Here is a 14,397-nt window from a genome sequence, read left to right on the forward strand (position 1 = left end):
TGAGCACAAAAATTGTCGGACGGATGCGGACGAAAGTACCACGTCCCCATTTACCAAATCCTGCGAACTTCATCCAGGCGCCACGGTTAATACGTTGCGCAATTAAGCACCCGCTCACACTACGCTGCCCAGAACTTTGCCGAATTTCGATAACACCTCGAATAATGGCTCACTACTATCGGCTGAAGCCTGTCCGCTCATGCACCGCAAAGCCTTGCGGCGTCGAGCTGGCGGCGCCATCAGGGAGCGTCCGATGAAATCAGAGTCCAAGAGTCAGCACGTCGGCAAAGTCACGCATCACGAGTTGAAGCAGACGCTCGGCACGTGGCAACTGTGGGGCATCGCGGTCGGCCTCGTCATTTCCGGCGAGTATTTCGGCTGGAGCTATGGATGGGCGAGCGCCGGCACGCTCGGCTTTGTCATCACGGCGGTGTTCATTGCCGCGATGTATACGACGTTTATTTTCAGTTTCACCGAACTCACCACATCGATTCCGCACGCAGGCGGCCCGTTCGCCTACGCCCGCCACGCGTTCGGCCCGACCGGTGGTTATCTGGCCGGCGCGGCGACGCTGGTCGAATTCGTGTTTGCGCCGCCGGCCATCGCGCTCGCGATCGGCGCTTACCTGCACGTACAGTTTCCTGGGCTCGAACCCAAGCACGCGGCGATGGGCGCGTATCTCGTCTTCATGGCGCTGAATATCGTCGGCGTGCAGATCGCCGCAGCGTTCGAACTGTGCGTGACGCTGCTTGCAATCTTCGAGCTGCTGGTTTTCATGGGCGTCGTGTCGCCGGGCTTTGAGTGGTCGAATTTCACCAAGGGCGGCTGGTCCGGCGCCGATACCTTCAGCATGGGTTCGTTTCACGGCATGTTCGCGGCGATTCCGTTCGCCATCTGGTTTTTCCTCGCGATCGAAGGCGTGGCCATGGCCGCCGAAGAAGCCAAGAACCCGAAGCGCTCGATTCCGATTGCCTACATCACCGGCATTCTGACGCTGGTTGTGCTCGCCATCGGCGTGATGGTGTTTGCCGGCGCGGCAGGCGACTGGACCAAGCTGTCGAACATCAACGATCCGCTGCCGCAGGCGATGAAATTCATCGTCGGCGAACATAGCGGGTGGATGCATATGCTGGTGTGGCTCGGTCTGTTCGGACTGGTCGCGTCGTTCCACGGCATCATCCTTGGCTATTCGCGGCAAATCTTCGCGCTGGCTCGCGCCGGCTATCTGCCGGAGTGGCTCTCGAAAGTGCATCCGCGCTTCAAGACGCCGCATCGCGCGATCATTGCGGGCGGCGTGGTCGGCATCGCGGCGATCTATAGCGACGAGCTGATCCAGTTCGGCGGCCAGACGCTGACGGCGAACATCGTGACGATGTCGGTATTTGGCGCTATCGTGATGTATATCATCAGCATGTTGTCGCTGTTCAAGCTGCGCCGCACCGAGCCGAATATGGAGCGCCCGTTCCGCGCGCCGCTGTTTCCGGTTTTTCCGGCGTTCGCACTGGTGGCCGCGGTCATCTGTCTGGCGACGATGGTCTACTTCAATTTTCTGGTGGCGATCGTGTTCGCAATCTTTCTCGCGCTGGGCTACGTCTACTTCCTGATGACACGCCATCAACGCGAAGCCGCGCCGGCGGACGCCTTACTCGAGGAATGACGGATCGAGCCGCTGCGCAAGCAGCGGCGATGGAGTCGTAAAGATGAGCTATACCGAGACGATCGGCAGCCGCACGTATCGCTTTGCCGATCTGAAAACCCTGATGGCGAAGGCCAGTCCGCAGCGCTCCGGCGACCAACTCGCGGGCGTGGCCGCAGCGAGCGAGGAAGAACGCGTCGCGGCCAAGATGGCGCTCGCGCAGGTGCCACTGCGCACCTTCCTCAACGAAGCGTTGATTCCCTACGAGAGCGACGAGGTCACGCGTCTCGTGATCGACGATCATTCGCCGCAGGCGTTCGCCGAGATCTCTCACCTCACGGTCGGTGATTTTCGCAACTGGCTGCTGAGCAACACGACCGACGCCGACGCGCTCACGCGTATCACCGCAGGCCTGACTCCGGAGATGGTCGCGGCGGTGTCCAAGCTGATGCGCAATCAGGATCTGATCGCGGCGGCGCGTAAACGTCCGGTGATTACGCGCTTTCGCAACACGGTCGGTTTACCGGGGCACATGTCGGTGCGTTTGCAACCGAATCATCCGACCGACGACGTCAAAGGCATCGCCGCCTCGATGCTCGACGGCCTGATGTACGGCTGCGGCGACGCGATGATCGGCATCAACCCGGCCAGCGACAATCTCGCCGCGATCACCAAGCTGTTGCTGATGATCGACGACTTCCGCCAACGCTATCAGGTGCCGACGCAATCGTGCGTGCTGACCCACGTCACCAACACGATCGCCGCCATTGAAAAAGGCGCGCCGGTCGATCTGGTGTTTCAGTCGATTGCGGGCACGGAGAAAGCGAACGCGGGTTTCGGCATTTCGCTCGCGCTGTTGCAGGAAGCGTATGAAGCGGGACTCTCGTTAAAGCGCGGCACGGTCGGCAACAATTTGATGTACTTTGAAACCGGCCAAGGCAGCGCCTTGTCGGCGGATGCGCATTTCGGCGTGGACCAGCAGACGTGCGAAGTGCGTGCCTACGCGGTGGCGCGCAAGTTCAATCCGTTTCTGGTGAACACCGTGGTTGGCTTCATCGGCCCGGAGTATCTATACGACGGTAAACAGATCACGCGTGCCGGCCTCGAAGATCACTTCTGCGGCAAACTGCTTGGCGTGCCGATGGGTTGCGACATCTGCTACACGAACCATGCCGAAGCCGATCAGGACGACATGGACAACCTGCTCACGCTGCTCGGCGTAGCAGGCATCAACTTCATCATGGGCATTCCGGGTGCTGACGACATCATGCTCAATTATCAAAGCACGTCGTTCCACGACGCGCTTTACGTGCGGGACGTGCTCGGTTTGCGCCGCGCGCCGGAATTCGAAGAATGGCTGGAGTCGATGCAGATCACCGACTCGCGGGGCGCGTTGTTGAGCGCATCGACACAACAACCCTTGCTGGAAGGGGCGCGCGACTGGATGGGCATCGCATGAGCGACTTCCTCGAAAAGAATCCGTGGAACGCGCTGCGACAGTTCACCAACGCGCGCATTGCGTTGGGCCGCGCGGGCAATAGCTTGCCGACCGCGCCGCTGCTGGCGTTCAATCTGTCGCACGCGCAGGCGCGCGACGCCGTGCATCATCCGCTCGATACCGACGTGCTGCACGAGCAATTGCGCGCGCAAAACTTCAAGACGCTCGACGTGCATAGCGCCGCGCCGGATCGCGAGCATTATTTGCGGCGTCCCGATCTTGGGCGGCGTTTATCGGAAGAGAGTCGGGTGGCGCTGGCAGCGATACCGAACGATTCGCCCGAAGTGGTCTTCGTGATCGGCGATGGTCTTTCGGCGTTCGCGGCATCGAAGCAATCTCTTCCGCTGCTGCAAGCCGTCATTCCGCTTCTCGCGGATTGGAAGATCGGCCCGGTCGTGGTCGCGCGTCAGGCGCGCGTCGCGCTGGGTGACGAGATTGGCGAGTTGCTCAATGCAAAATTGGTGGTGATGCTGATCGGCGAGCGGCCAGGTTTGAGTTCGCCCGATAGCCTCGGTATTTACCTGACGTACGCGCCGAAAGTCGGCTGTAGCGACGCGCAACGCAACTGTATTTCGAATGTACGTCCTGAAGGACTCGACTATCCGCTGGCCGCGCACAAGCTGCACTATCTGCTGACGCATGCAAGGCGTTTGGGTCTGACCGGTGTCGGCCTGAAAGACGACAGCGATGCGCTGCTGGCAGATACACCAGCGGCACCCGCCGTCAGCGACGATTCAAACTTGGGTGCAGCGTAAAACGATCAAGCATCGGCCTTCTGGACGGGATGCGTTTCCAGCCATGCATTCTCTTCATCCTTGAAAAGACGGGAGCGCGTCAAGAACCGTAAACCGCTGGGCCGCTCCAGAGAAAACATTCCGCCATTTCCCGGCACTGCGTCGATGATCAACTGCGTGTGCTGCCAGTATTCGAATTGCGATTCGCTCATGTAGAACGGCACGCCCGCAATCGCGCCGAGTTTGACGTCGGACGAACCGACCATGAACTCGCCTTGGGGAAACATCATCGGCGCGCTGCCGTCGCAACATCCGCCGGATTGATGGAACAGCACCTCGCCATGCTCCGCGCGCAACTTGTCGATCAACTCGACAGCGGCAGGCGTTGCGATCACGCGGGCGACTTCCTTCTCATCAGCCATCACATGCCCTCGCAGAAAAAAGAGCGAGCCGCGCAATGCGGCCCGCTCGAACAGGAACGCGACGCTTAGAAGAAACCGAGCGGCTTGTCGCTATAGCTGACCAGCAGGTTCTTGGTCTGCTGATAGTGGTCGAGCATCATCTTGTGATTTTCACGTCCGATGCCTGACTGCTTGTAGCCGCCGAATGCCGCATGCGCCGGATAGGCGTGATAGCAGTTGGTCCATACGCGGCCTGCCTGAATCTGCCGGCCAAAGCGATAGGCGCGCGTGCCGTCGCGCGTCCACACGCCGGCGCCCAGACCATAGAGCGTGTCGTTGGCAATCTCGAGCGCTTCTTCTTCGGTCTTGAACGTCGTGACCGACACCACCGGTCCGAAGATCTCTTCCTGGAAGATGCGCATCTTGTTGTGACCGCGGAAGACGGTCGGCTTCACGTAGTAGCCTTTGCTCAATTCACCGTCGAGCGCGTTGCGTTCGCCGCCGATCAGGCATTCGGCGCCTTCCTGTTTGCCGAGGTCGATATAAGAGAGGATTTTTTCCAGCTGTTCCTGCGAGGCCTGCGCGCCGATCATTGTCTTGGTGTCGAGCGGATGCCCTTGCGTGATCGCCGCGACGCGCTTCAGCGCACGTTCCATGAAGCGGTCGTAAATCTTTTCATCGATCAACACGCGCGACGGACACGTGCACACTTCGCCCTGATTCAGCGCGAACATCGTGAAGCCTTCGAGCGCCTTGTCGAAATAGCTGTCGTCGGCGTTCATCACGTCGTCGAAGAAAATATTCGGGCTCTTGCCACCGAGTTCGAGCGTCACCGGAATGATGTTCTGGCTTGCGTACTGCATGATCAGACGGCCGGTGGTGGTCTCGCCGGTAAACGCGATCTTGGCGATGCGCTTGCTGGAAGCAAGCGGCTTGCCGGCTTCGAGGCCGAAGCCGTTTACCACGTTCAGCACGCCTGCGGGCAACAGGTCCTGAATGAGTTCGACCAGGACGAGAATCGAAGCGGGTGTTTGCTCGGCCGGCTTGAGCACGACGCAGTTGCCGGCAGCGAGTGCGGGCGCGAGCTTCCATACGGCCATCAGGATCGGGAAATTCCACGGAATGATCTGACCGACCACGCCGAGCGGTTCATGAAAGTGATACGCGACGGTGTCGTGATCGATCTCGGAGATCGAGCCTTCCTGCGCGCGCACGGCGCCGGCGAAATAGCGGAAGTGATCGATGGCGAGCGGAATGTCGGCGGCCATGGTTTCGCGTAGCGGCTTGCCGTTGTCGATCGTCTCGGCCACGGCGAGACGTTGCAGGTTCGCTTCCATCCGGTCGGCAATGCGCATCAGAATGTTCGACCGATCGCCGGCGGAGGTTTTTCCCCACGCTGCTTTCGCACGATGCGCCGCATCGAGCGCGAGTTCGACGTCGGCTTCGCGCGAGCGTGGGATCGAAGTGAAAGCTTCACCGGTGATCGGCGACACGTTGTCGAAGTACTCACCGCCCGCAGGCTTCACCCATTCGCCGCCGATGAAATTCGCATACTGCTTCTTGTACGGGAATTCGGTGGTCAGAAATTGCATCTCTGCGTGATTCATCTGTGTGCTCCTCACATGTTTGAATGGGCTATATTCGGCTCGATATATCGCTTGGCCGCGAAAGGCTACAGCCAGAAGTGTGCCAATGCACCGCACCGGTGATCCTTGCACGCGTAGCAGGCACTCGCGCACGGCATGGGGCGTCACGCTGTTCAACCGGCGCAAGGTGAGCGTTTCGTTTCTGAGCAGTGTGTGCAGCGCTGTTCATCAATTGAACATTGGCTTTGATGCCTGTCGGTACAAAGGCGTGAGCAGGCATCGAATTCGTTCGGCATGGGAATTGCCTGCTCCTTGCCCTCGATCCTCCTCGATATTCCGTTTAGGCAGATCCGATATGACGATTGACGCTCTCAGCGACACCCTGTCCAGTCCGACGCTCACGCCGCAGCCGAGCTTCCGCGTGCACACCTGCGTCGCGCACGACGCCGACGAACAGGCGCGCAATCTCCATGGCTGGAGCCAGACCTACGACCAGTTGACGGCGGGATGTTTTGTCGGCGGCCTGACGGAGTTGTGCCTCGATCACATGCAGGTGTTCGTCGAAACGACCAGCCACACGCTGCGGCAAACCTGCGAAGTACAGAAGGACGCGTACTGGTTCGGCATCCCGACTTGCCCTGCGGGTTCGGGGCGCATCGACGCCCAGGTGATTGCCGGCGACGCGCTCGCGTTTCGTCCGGGCGGCATCGAATTCGAACTGCTGACTTCGGCGGGTTACGAGATTTTCGGCGTGGTGGTCAAAGGCGAAGTGCTGCGCCGTTACGCGGCGGAAGTGGAGCGCGTCGGGCTGGCCGATCATGTGCCGAACACGCAAGTCGTGCCGATCGGCATGGCTCGCAAGCAGCAGTTGTGTGCCACGCTGCGTCAATTGCTCGACGATGGCGCGGCGCACGGTACGCCGCTCTCTTCGGTCGCGCACAACAATCTGCAGGCGTCGGTGCTGGCTTCGCTCTTCGACGTCGGCGCGTTGCCGGCGTCGGAGCCGGTTGCGATGCCGGCGCGGTCGCGCCGTCAGTCGATCGTGTCGGAAGCGCGCGACTATGTACTGGTCAATCGCGAGCGGGCAGTGAGCGTGCCGGAGTTGTGCGAGCAATTGCATGTGAGCCGGCGCACGCTGCAATACTGCTTTCAGGACGTGCTCGGCATGGCGCCCGCCACGTATCTGCGCGCGATCCGCCTGAATGGCGCGCGGCGCGATCTGTCGAATGCGTCGCGCGAATCACGCTCGGTGCAGGACGTGGCGGCGGCGTGGGGCTTCTGGCACTTGAGCCAGTTCGCAATGGATTACCGGAAACTCTTCGGCATGCGGCCTTCGGATACGATGAAGGCGGCAATCGGCACGCATCACAGTCAGATCGCGGCTGAGCGCTCGTTCGCTCACTAGCTTCAGCAGGCATCGCGCTTGTCTCGGCCTGCCGCAGCGCACTCACTTGCGCAACAGCCGCAACCCGTTCGCGACCACTAGCAGACTCGCGCCGACATCGGCGAACACGGCCATCCACATCGTGCCCAGGCCGGTCACGGCCAGCACGAGGAAGACACTCTTGATGCCGAGCGCGAGCGTGATGTTCTGCACCAGCACCGAATGCGTCGCCTTCGACAGGCGAATGAACGACGGAATCTTGCGCAGGTCGTCGTCCATTAGCGCGACGTCGGCGGTTTCGATTGCCGTGTCCGTGCCCATCGCGCCCATCGCGAAGCCGATGTCGGCGCGTGCCAGCGCGGGCGCGTCGTTGATGCCGTCGCCGACCATGCCGACCGTTGCGCCGTCGCTAGACCAATTCGCGACTGCGTTCAGCTTGTCTTCCGGCAGCTGATTGCCGCGCGCTTCGTCGATACCGACCTGCTGCGCGATCGCGGCGGCGGTGTGCGGGTTGTCGCCGGTGAGCATGGCCGTGCTCACGCCAAGCCGCTGCAATTCGGCGATGGCGGCGCGGCTCGTCTCCTTCACCGTATCGGCGACCGCGAATAGCGCGAGCACGCGTTCGGCGTCCACCAGCATCACGACGGTTTTGCCCTGACTTTCGAGCGCGTCCAGCCGCGCTTCGAGCGACGCAGAGCAGCGTCCGAGTTCTTCGATCAGCCGATGATTGCCGAGCCAGTACGGCACGCCGTCGATCTCGCCACGCACGCCGCGTCCCGCGAGTGCCTCGAATGCATCGACTGTGATGTGCGTCAGGCCATAGGCCTTGGCTGCGGTCGCAATCGCCATCGATACGGGATGATCGGAGCGCCCCGCGAGACTCGCCGCCAGTGTGCGGCAACGCAGGGCGTCGACCTCGGCAAGTATGTCGAACTCGGTCTGCACGGGCTTGCCGTGAGTGAGCGTGCCGGTTTTGTCGAGCGCGAGGCGGGTCAGCTTGCGGCCTTGCTCGAGATAGGCGCCACCTTTGATCAGGATGCCTTTGCGGGCCGCCGCGGCAAGACCGCTGACGATGGTCACCGGCGTCGAGATCACGAGCGCGCACGGGCACGCGATCACCAGCATCACCAGCGCCTTGTAGACCCACGCCTGCCACGATCCGTCGAACAGTAGCGGCGGCACGACGGCCACGGCGAGCGCGACGGCGAACACGATCGGCGTATACACGCGGGCGAACTGATCGACGAAACGCTGCGTCGGCGCCTTGGTGCCTTGCGCTTCCTCGACGGCATGGATGATGCGCGCGAGCGTCGTGTTGCTGGCCGCGGCGGTGACGCGATAGTCGAACGAGCCGGTCTGGTTGATCGTGCCGGCGAACACCGCGTCGCCCACGGCTTTGTCGACCGGCAGGCTTTCGCCGGTGATCGGCGCCTGATCCACGCTTGAGCGGCCCGTGACGATTTCGCCGTCGAGCGCGATCCGCTCGCCCGGTTTGACGCGAGCCACGGCGCCGAGCGCGATGGCCTTGAGGTCCATTGACCGCCAGCTGCCGTCGAGTTGCTGCACGCTCGCCTGTTCGGGCGTGAGTTGCATCAAACCCTGGATCGCATTGCGGGCGCGGTCGAGCGATTTCGCCTCGATCAGTTCGGCGATGGTGAAGAGCACCATCACCATCGCGGCTTCCGGCCATTGGCGCAGGATCAGCGCGCCGGTCACCGCAATGCTCATCAGCGCGTTGATGTTCAGGTTGCCGTTGCGGATGGCGAGCCAGCCCTTCTTATACGTCGTGAGGCCGCAGGAGAGGATGGCGAGGATCGCCAGACCCGCAGGCAGCCAGGCCGGCGCGCCGAGCCAGCCAGCGGCCTCTGAGCCCGCCGCGACCACACCGGCGAGCGCCAGCGGCCACCACGGCTTGGGCGAGGCGTGCGGCGCGGCCGTGGGTGCGGCGTCCGCACCGGCGTCAGCGAGTTCGGGCGTGAAGTCGAGCGAACGCAGCGCGGCCAGGATCGAATCGAGCGCCTCGGGCGCGTGGACGACCGTCAATACCCGCTGCATCAGGTTGAATTCCATGCTGCGCACGTGCGGCATGCGGCTGAATTTCTTGCGGATCAGCGCTTCTTCGGTCGGGCAATCCATCTGCATGATGCGGATGGCGGTGCGCACGTTGCTGCCGATGGCTTCCGATGGCGGCAGCGGGGCGGGCGCCGACACGGCTGCGGCTGTTGCTGCCCCTGCTCCGCAGCATGCCGCATCGGCATGACGGCGGGCGTGCGCGTGGCGGTGGCCGTCGTGAGCATGATCGTGTTCATGGCCGTGATCATGCGCATCGTGGCGATGACCGCAGTTCGCGTCGTCGTGGGCATGCGCGTCCCGTTCGTGCCCGTCCGCACGGGCTTTCGCCTGTTCGAGGCGGTCGGCGTCGGCGTGGTCGGCTTGAGGCATGGTGGCTTCCTGGTTCGATTTGTGGTCTAGTAAACACCCTGAAGCCACTACAAGGTCAAGGCCGCCATCCGGAGGGTCCATGAAAATCGGCGAATTGGCGAAAATCGCCCATTGCACGACCGAAACCATCCGTTTCTACGAGAAAGAGGGCTTGTTGCCCGAAGCGGAGCGCACCGAGGCCAATTACCGCAGTTACACGGCGAAGCACGTCGAACGGCTGCGTTTCATCCGTAATTGCCGCGCGCTCGACATGACTCACGACGAAATCCGTGCGCTGCTGCGTCTGACCGACGCACCGGCGGACGGCTGCGGCGGCATCAATGCCTTGATCGACGAGCACATTGCGCACGTCGACATGCGCATCGACGAACTGAAGCAGCTGAAAGTGCAATTGACCACCTTGCGCGAGCAGTGCCACGGCGAACAGGCCGTGGAAGACTGCGGCATCGTGCAGAGCCTCACCGAGATGGATGTGAGCGCGCCGCGTGTGCGGCATACGCATCTGGGTTGACGTGCTTTAGCCGTCGCCACCTTGGCAGCAACCGTCCCATTTACGGCCGGGCCGTTCGTACGGCTCGCCGGACAAGCAATCGAATCCAGTTGGAGAATCAACGTGTTTAACTGTAGAAACCAGTCCTGCCAGGCGCATTGGGAGCAATCGGACGTCGTCATCAAAAACGAAGGACAGGGCCTCCTGTTCCGTTGCCCGATGTGCGGCGCGCGCAATTACGTCGAGCGTTTCGACGGGGACGACGGCTCGGTGCTGTACGAGCAGATCGAAGGCCGTCCCGACACCGGCCCCCTGGCCGAATAGTCTTGCCCCTAGCCGCCTTATCCGATTTGCGAGTCATCACCCTATGAACAGTCCCACCACCGCCGGCGCGCCGTTTAGCCAGCTATCGCTGCCGCCCGCGACGCTCGCCAACCTGACGCAGCTCGGCTACGTCGAGATGACGCCCATTCAGGCCGCGAGCTTGCCGATCGCGCTCGCCGGCCACGATCTGATCGCCCAGGCGAAAACCGGCAGCGGCAAGACCGCGGCGTTTTCGCTGGCGCTGCTGGCGCGCCTCGACACGCGCAACTTCGCCGTTCAGGCGATGGTGCTGTGCCCCACGCGCGAACTCGCCGATCAGGTCACGCAGGAAATCCGCCGCCTCGCGCGCGCCGAAGAAAACATCAAGGTGCTGACGTTGTGCGGCGGCACGCCGATGCGTCCGCAAACGGCGAGTCTCGAACACGGCGCGCACATCGTGGTCGGCACGCCGGGCCGCATCATGGATCACCTCGAGCGCGGCAGCCTGCCGCTGCAGGCGCTCAACACGCTGGTGCTCGACGAAGCGGACCGCATGCTCGACATGGGTTTCTTCGACGACATCGCCACCGTCGTGAAGCAATGCCCGAAAGAACGCCAAACGCTGCTGTTTTCGGCGACGTATCCCGAAGGCATCGTCAAACTGAGCCAGCAATTCCTGCGCAATCCGAAGGAAGTCAAGCTCGCCGAGCGGCACGACAACACCAAGATCCGTCAGCGCTTCTATGAAGTGACCGAAGACGGACGGCTGCACGCCGTCGGTCTGCTGCTGAACCACTATCGCCCGGTGAGCACGCTGGCGTTCTGCAACACCAAGCAGCAATGCCGTGATCTGCTCGACGTGCTGCGCGCGCAGGGTTTTCATGCGCTCGCGCTGCACGGCGAACTCGACCAGCGTGAACGTGATCAGGTGCTGATCCAGTTCTCCAACCGCAGTTGCTCGGTGCTGGTGGCCACCGACGTCGCCGCGCGCGGTCTCGACATCGCGCAGCTCGAAGCCGTGATCAACGTCGACGTGACGCCGGATCCGGAAGTGCACGTGCACCGCATCGGCCGCACGGGCCGCGCCGATCAGGACGGCTGGGCGCTGAGTCTGGCGAGCATGAACGAGATGGGCCGCGTCGGCAGTCTCGAACAGGCGCAAAAGCGCGAGGTCGAATGGCACAAGCTGTCCGAACTCACCGCAGCGAGCAATGAGCGACTGTTGCCGCCCATGGAAACGCTGCAGATTCTCGGCGGCCGCAAAGAGAAGATCCGCCCCGGCGACGTGCTCGGCGCGCTGACCGGCGAGGCGGGCTTCGCCGGCTCGCAGATCGGCAAGATCAACGTGACGGAAATGTCCACCTACGTGGCGGTGGAGCGTAGTGTTGCGCGTGAAGCGTTGCGCAAGCTCAGCGCCGGCAAGGTAAAGGGCAAGAAAGTCAAAGTCCGCATGATGGACGACGCCTGATAGACGGCGAGGCCGGTCACGAGCGCCCGCTCGAGACCGGCCGCATCACATTACGTCATACCTCAGTCGATTTCCGCGTGCTTCGCGCAGCCTCGTTTCTTCCCCGAAAGTACCGATCTGACCGGCTTTGGCCGTGGCGGCGCGCCTTCGCGCGAGCCATGACGTAAACGCATGCTGCGCATGACAAAGTTTCGATTGTGACGCTTCTTTGGCTGATGCCTAATCACCAAACCGGGAGGGACCGCCGCGCAGCTGGCTGTTCCGTGAATCCGCTGCCGGATGGAGAAAGGGAGAAAGCCTTATGCAGAGCGCCACGCAAGCCCGCTCGAAGTTGCCTGACGTAGGCACGACGATTTTTACCGTGATCGGCCAACTGGCCGCTCAGCACGACGCGCTGAATCTGTCGCAAGGCGCGCCGAATTTCGCGCCGGACGCCAAACTGATCGACGGCGTTGCTCAAGCCATGCGCGCCGGTCACAACCAGTACGCGCCGATGGCCGGCATCGCCGCCTTGCGCGAAGCGCTCGCCGACAAGGTCGCCACGCTGTACGGCGTGCGCTACGACCCGGCCAGCGAAGTAACCGTGATCGCCAGCGCAAGCGAAGGTCTGTATTCGACGATCAGCGCATTGGTGCATCCGGGCGACGAAGTGATTTACTTCGAACCGTCGTTCGACAGCTATGGCCCGATCGTGCGGCTGCAAGGCGCCACGCCCGTTCCAATCAAGCTGTCGTTAAGCGACTTCCGCGTGAACTGGGACGAAGTCGCCGCCGCGATCACGCCGAAGACTCGCATGATCATCACCAACACGCCGCACAATCCGACGGCGACCGTGTTCAGTGAGGCCGACGTCGAGCGCCTGAAGGCCGTTACGCGCAACACCGATATCGTGATTCTCGCCGACGAGGTGTACGAGCACGTGGTGTTCGACGGCGCGAAACATCAGAGCATGGCTTGCCATTCCGAACTCGCGGAGCGAAGCGTGATCGTCTCGTCGTTCGGCAAGTCGTATCACGTGACCGGCTGGCGCGTCGGCTACTGCCTCGCGCCCGCTGCCTTGATGGACGAGATTCGCAAAGTCCATCAGTTCATGGTGTTTTCTGCCGATACACCGATGCAGTACGCGTTTGTCGATGCATTGGCCAATCGCGAAAGTTACCTCGGCTTGTCCGCGTTCTATCAGAAGAAGCGCGATCTGCTCACGGAAGCACTGCGCAATTCGCGCTTCGAGTTGTTGCCGAGCGAAGGCAGCTTCTTCATGCTCGCGCGTTTTCGGGGCTTCTCCGAGGAAAGCGATAGCGATTTCGTGCTGCGCCTGATTCGCGATGCGCGTGTCGCGACCATTCCGCTGTCGGCGTTTTATACCGATGGTACGGACTCCGGCTTGATCCGCCTGAGCTTCTCGAAGGACGATGCGACTTTGATCGAAGGCGCGCGCCGTCTGTGCGAGATCTGAACGGATAGGTAACGGCTACACGCGACGGCTGCATTTTTGAACGCAGTATGATCGTCGCGCGAGCATGCTTCAGCGCGCCGCAAGGCGGCGTGACAACAAAATCGAAAAGGAAAAGGGACCTGCTATGAAATTGCTCAAGCCTCTTTTGGCGCTGGCCTGTGCATTCGCGTCGCTCGCCGCGTCGTCGGCCGCGAGCGCTGCCGATACCTCGACGCTGCGTTTCGGCCTCGAAGCGCAGTATCCGCCGTTCGAATCGAAAGGCCCGAACGGCGAGTTGCAGGGTCTGGATATCGATGTCGGCAATGCGGTGTGCGTCGCCGCGCATATGACGTGCAAATGGGTCGAGACCTCGTTCGATGGGCTGATTCCCGCGCTGCAGGGCCGCAAGTTCGACGCGATCAATTCGGCGATGAACGCGACCGAACAACGCCGTCAGGCGATCGATTTCACCACCGTCGTGTATCGCGTGCCGACGCAGTTGATCGCCAAACACGACAGCGGTCTGCTGCCGACGCCGGCCTCGCTGAAGGGCAAGCGCGTGGGCGTGTTACAGGCGTCGATTCAGGAAACCTTCGCGAAGACGCATTGGGAATCGGCGGGCGTGACCGTCGTGCCGTATCAGGACCAGAACCAGGTTTATGCCGATCTCGTGGCTGGGCGTCTGGACGCGACGCTCGTGCTGGCGCCGGCCGGTCAGACAGGGTTTCTGTCGAAGCCGAGCGGTGAAGGTTACGCCTTCGTCGGCGAGCCGGTGCGCGACGACAAGATCCTCGGCAGCGGCATTGCATACGGGATCCGCAAGGGCGATACGGCACTGCGTGACCGCTTGAATGCGGCGATCGCGAAGGTGCAGGCCGACGGCACGGTGAAGACGCTGGCCGCGAAATATCTCGGCAACATCGACGTGGCGGCGAAGTAACCTTTCGCGTATCTGCGTGCGCTGCGCTGTTCGGGGTGTTCGTGAGTCTGCTTGTTGACGGTGCGTTTGGCGGCTACGAT

At 62.2% G+C, this 14,397-nt stretch carries 13 protein-coding genes; 10 read left to right on the forward strand and 3 right to left on the reverse strand.

Annotated features, from left to right (window positions below; genetic code table 11):
• Nucleotides 1-253: 253 nt before the first annotated feature.
• The 3 genes from eat to eutC are packed head-to-tail and all read left to right on the forward strand — an operon-like array spanning nt 254 to nt 3,889.
• Nucleotides 254-1,657 (forward strand): ethanolamine permease, encoded by a 1,404-nt coding sequence (eat, locus tag HF916_RS28075; RefSeq protein WP_168792193.1) that lies wholly within the window; start codon nt 254-256, stop codon nt 1,655-1,657.
• 43 nt (nt 1,658-1,700) lie between these two features.
• The gene (locus HF916_RS28080) at nt 1,701-3,095 is read left to right on the forward strand and encodes an ethanolamine ammonia-lyase subunit EutB (protein WP_168792194.1); all 1,395 of its coding nucleotides are present in this window, start codon (nt 1,701-1,703) and stop codon (nt 3,093-3,095) included.
• A complete protein-coding gene (eutC, locus tag HF916_RS28085) occupies nt 3,092-3,889 on the forward strand; it encodes an ethanolamine ammonia-lyase subunit EutC (RefSeq protein WP_168792195.1) in 798 nt (265 codons plus the stop codon). The genes HF916_RS28080 and eutC overlap by 4 nt, the downstream gene beginning before the upstream one ends.
• Before the next feature lie 5 nt (nt 3,890-3,894).
• Here eutC and HF916_RS28090 read toward each other — a convergent pair whose 3' ends face one another.
• Nucleotides 3,895-4,290: a DUF779 domain-containing protein gene (locus tag HF916_RS28090; RefSeq protein ID WP_168792196.1), complete on the reverse strand. Its 396-nt coding sequence runs from the start codon at nt 4,288-4,290 to the stop codon at nt 3,895-3,897.
• A 65-nt stretch (nt 4,291-4,355) separates the two neighbouring features.
• Nucleotides 4,356-5,876 carry an aldehyde dehydrogenase gene (gene adh / locus HF916_RS28095; RefSeq protein ID WP_168792197.1) on the reverse strand — a complete coding sequence of 507 codons (1,521 nt, stop codon included), beginning with the start codon at nt 5,874-5,876 and terminating at the stop codon, nt 4,356-4,358.
• 334 nt (nt 5,877-6,210) lie between these two features.
• Here adh and HF916_RS28100 point away from each other — a divergent pair, with 334 nt between their 5' ends.
• Entirely contained in the window at nt 6,211-7,260 is a 1,050-nt protein-coding gene (locus tag HF916_RS28100; RefSeq protein ID WP_206002002.1) for a helix-turn-helix domain-containing protein, read from the forward strand.
• Nucleotides 7,261-7,302: 42 nt separating this feature from the next.
• Here the strand turns inward: HF916_RS28100 and HF916_RS28105 are convergent, their stop codons facing one another.
• Nucleotides 7,303-9,432: a heavy metal translocating P-type ATPase gene (locus HF916_RS28105; RefSeq protein WP_431311474.1), complete on the reverse strand. Its 2,130-nt coding sequence runs from the start codon at nt 9,430-9,432 to the stop codon at nt 7,303-7,305.
• Between the two features lie 63 nt (nt 9,433-9,495).
• On the opposite strand from HF916_RS28105, the gene HF916_RS28110 reads away from it, so the two are divergent.
• The 6 genes from HF916_RS28110 to HF916_RS28135 all read left to right on the forward strand — a co-directional run bounded on the left by HF916_RS28110 (nt 9,496) and on the right by HF916_RS28135 (nt 14,317).
• Complete coding sequence (locus HF916_RS28110; RefSeq protein ID WP_168792198.1) at nt 9,496-9,711, forward strand: hypothetical protein; 216 nt, start codon at nt 9,496-9,498, stop codon at nt 9,709-9,711.
• A 49-nt stretch (nt 9,712-9,760) separates the two neighbouring features.
• Nucleotides 9,761-10,192 (forward strand): Cd(II)/Pb(II)-responsive transcriptional regulator, encoded by a 432-nt coding sequence (cadR, locus tag HF916_RS28115; RefSeq protein ID WP_168792199.1) that lies wholly within the window; start codon nt 9,761-9,763, stop codon nt 10,190-10,192.
• A 102-nt stretch (nt 10,193-10,294) separates the two neighbouring features.
• Complete coding sequence (locus HF916_RS28120) at nt 10,295-10,495, forward strand: hypothetical protein (RefSeq protein WP_168792200.1); 201 nt, start codon at nt 10,295-10,297, stop codon at nt 10,493-10,495.
• Nucleotides 10,496-10,538: 43 nt separating this feature from the next.
• The gene (dbpA, locus tag HF916_RS28125; protein WP_168792201.1) at nt 10,539-11,942 is read left to right on the forward strand and encodes an ATP-dependent RNA helicase DbpA; all 1,404 of its coding nucleotides are present in this window, start codon (nt 10,539-10,541) and stop codon (nt 11,940-11,942) included.
• A 301-nt stretch (nt 11,943-12,243) separates the two neighbouring features.
• Nucleotides 12,244-13,398, forward strand: a complete 1,155-nt coding sequence (locus tag HF916_RS28130) for a pyridoxal phosphate-dependent aminotransferase (RefSeq protein ID WP_168792202.1) — start codon at nt 12,244-12,246, stop codon at nt 13,396-13,398.
• Between the two features lie 124 nt (nt 13,399-13,522).
• A complete protein-coding gene (locus HF916_RS28135; RefSeq protein ID WP_168792203.1) occupies nt 13,523-14,317 on the forward strand; it encodes an ABC transporter substrate-binding protein in 795 nt (264 codons plus the stop codon).
• The last annotated feature ends 80 nt before the right edge of the window (nt 14,318-14,397 follow it).

It is taken from the genome of Paraburkholderia aromaticivorans (genome assembly GCF_012689525.1).
Taxonomy (GTDB): Bacteria; Pseudomonadota; Gammaproteobacteria; order Burkholderiales; family Burkholderiaceae; genus Paraburkholderia; species Paraburkholderia aromaticivorans_A.

Excerpts from the sequence above, each read along its gene's own strand:
- HF916_RS28090 (WP_168792196.1), bottom strand. The coding sequence starts at position 4,290 with ATGGCTGATGAGAAGGAAGTCGCCCGCGTGATCGCAACGCCTGCCGCT.
- dbpA (WP_168792201.1), top strand. The coding sequence starts at position 10,539 with ATGAACAGTCCCACCACCGCCGGCGCGCCGTTTAGCCAGCTATCGCTG.
- cadR (WP_168792199.1), top strand. The coding sequence starts at position 9,761 with ATGAAAATCGGCGAATTGGCGAAAATCGCCCATTGCACGACCGAAACC.
- HF916_RS28130 (WP_168792202.1), top strand. The coding sequence starts at position 12,244 with ATGCAGAGCGCCACGCAAGCCCGCTCGAAGTTGCCTGACGTAGGCACG.
- eat (WP_168792193.1), top strand. The coding sequence starts at position 254 with ATGAAATCAGAGTCCAAGAGTCAGCACGTCGGCAAAGTCACGCATCAC.
- HF916_RS28080 (WP_168792194.1), top strand. The coding sequence starts at position 1,701 with ATGAGCTATACCGAGACGATCGGCAGCCGCACGTATCGCTTTGCCGAT.
- HF916_RS28135 (WP_168792203.1), top strand. The coding sequence starts at position 13,523 with ATGAAATTGCTCAAGCCTCTTTTGGCGCTGGCCTGTGCATTCGCGTCG.
- adh (WP_168792197.1), bottom strand. The coding sequence starts at position 5,876 with ATGAATCACGCAGAGATGCAATTTCTGACCACCGAATTCCCGTACAAG.
- HF916_RS28110 (WP_168792198.1), top strand. The coding sequence starts at position 9,496 with ATGACGGCGGGCGTGCGCGTGGCGGTGGCCGTCGTGAGCATGATCGTG.
- HF916_RS28100 (WP_206002002.1), top strand. The coding sequence starts at position 6,211 with ATGACGATTGACGCTCTCAGCGACACCCTGTCCAGTCCGACGCTCACG.
- eutC (WP_168792195.1), top strand. The coding sequence starts at position 3,092 with ATGAGCGACTTCCTCGAAAAGAATCCGTGGAACGCGCTGCGACAGTTC.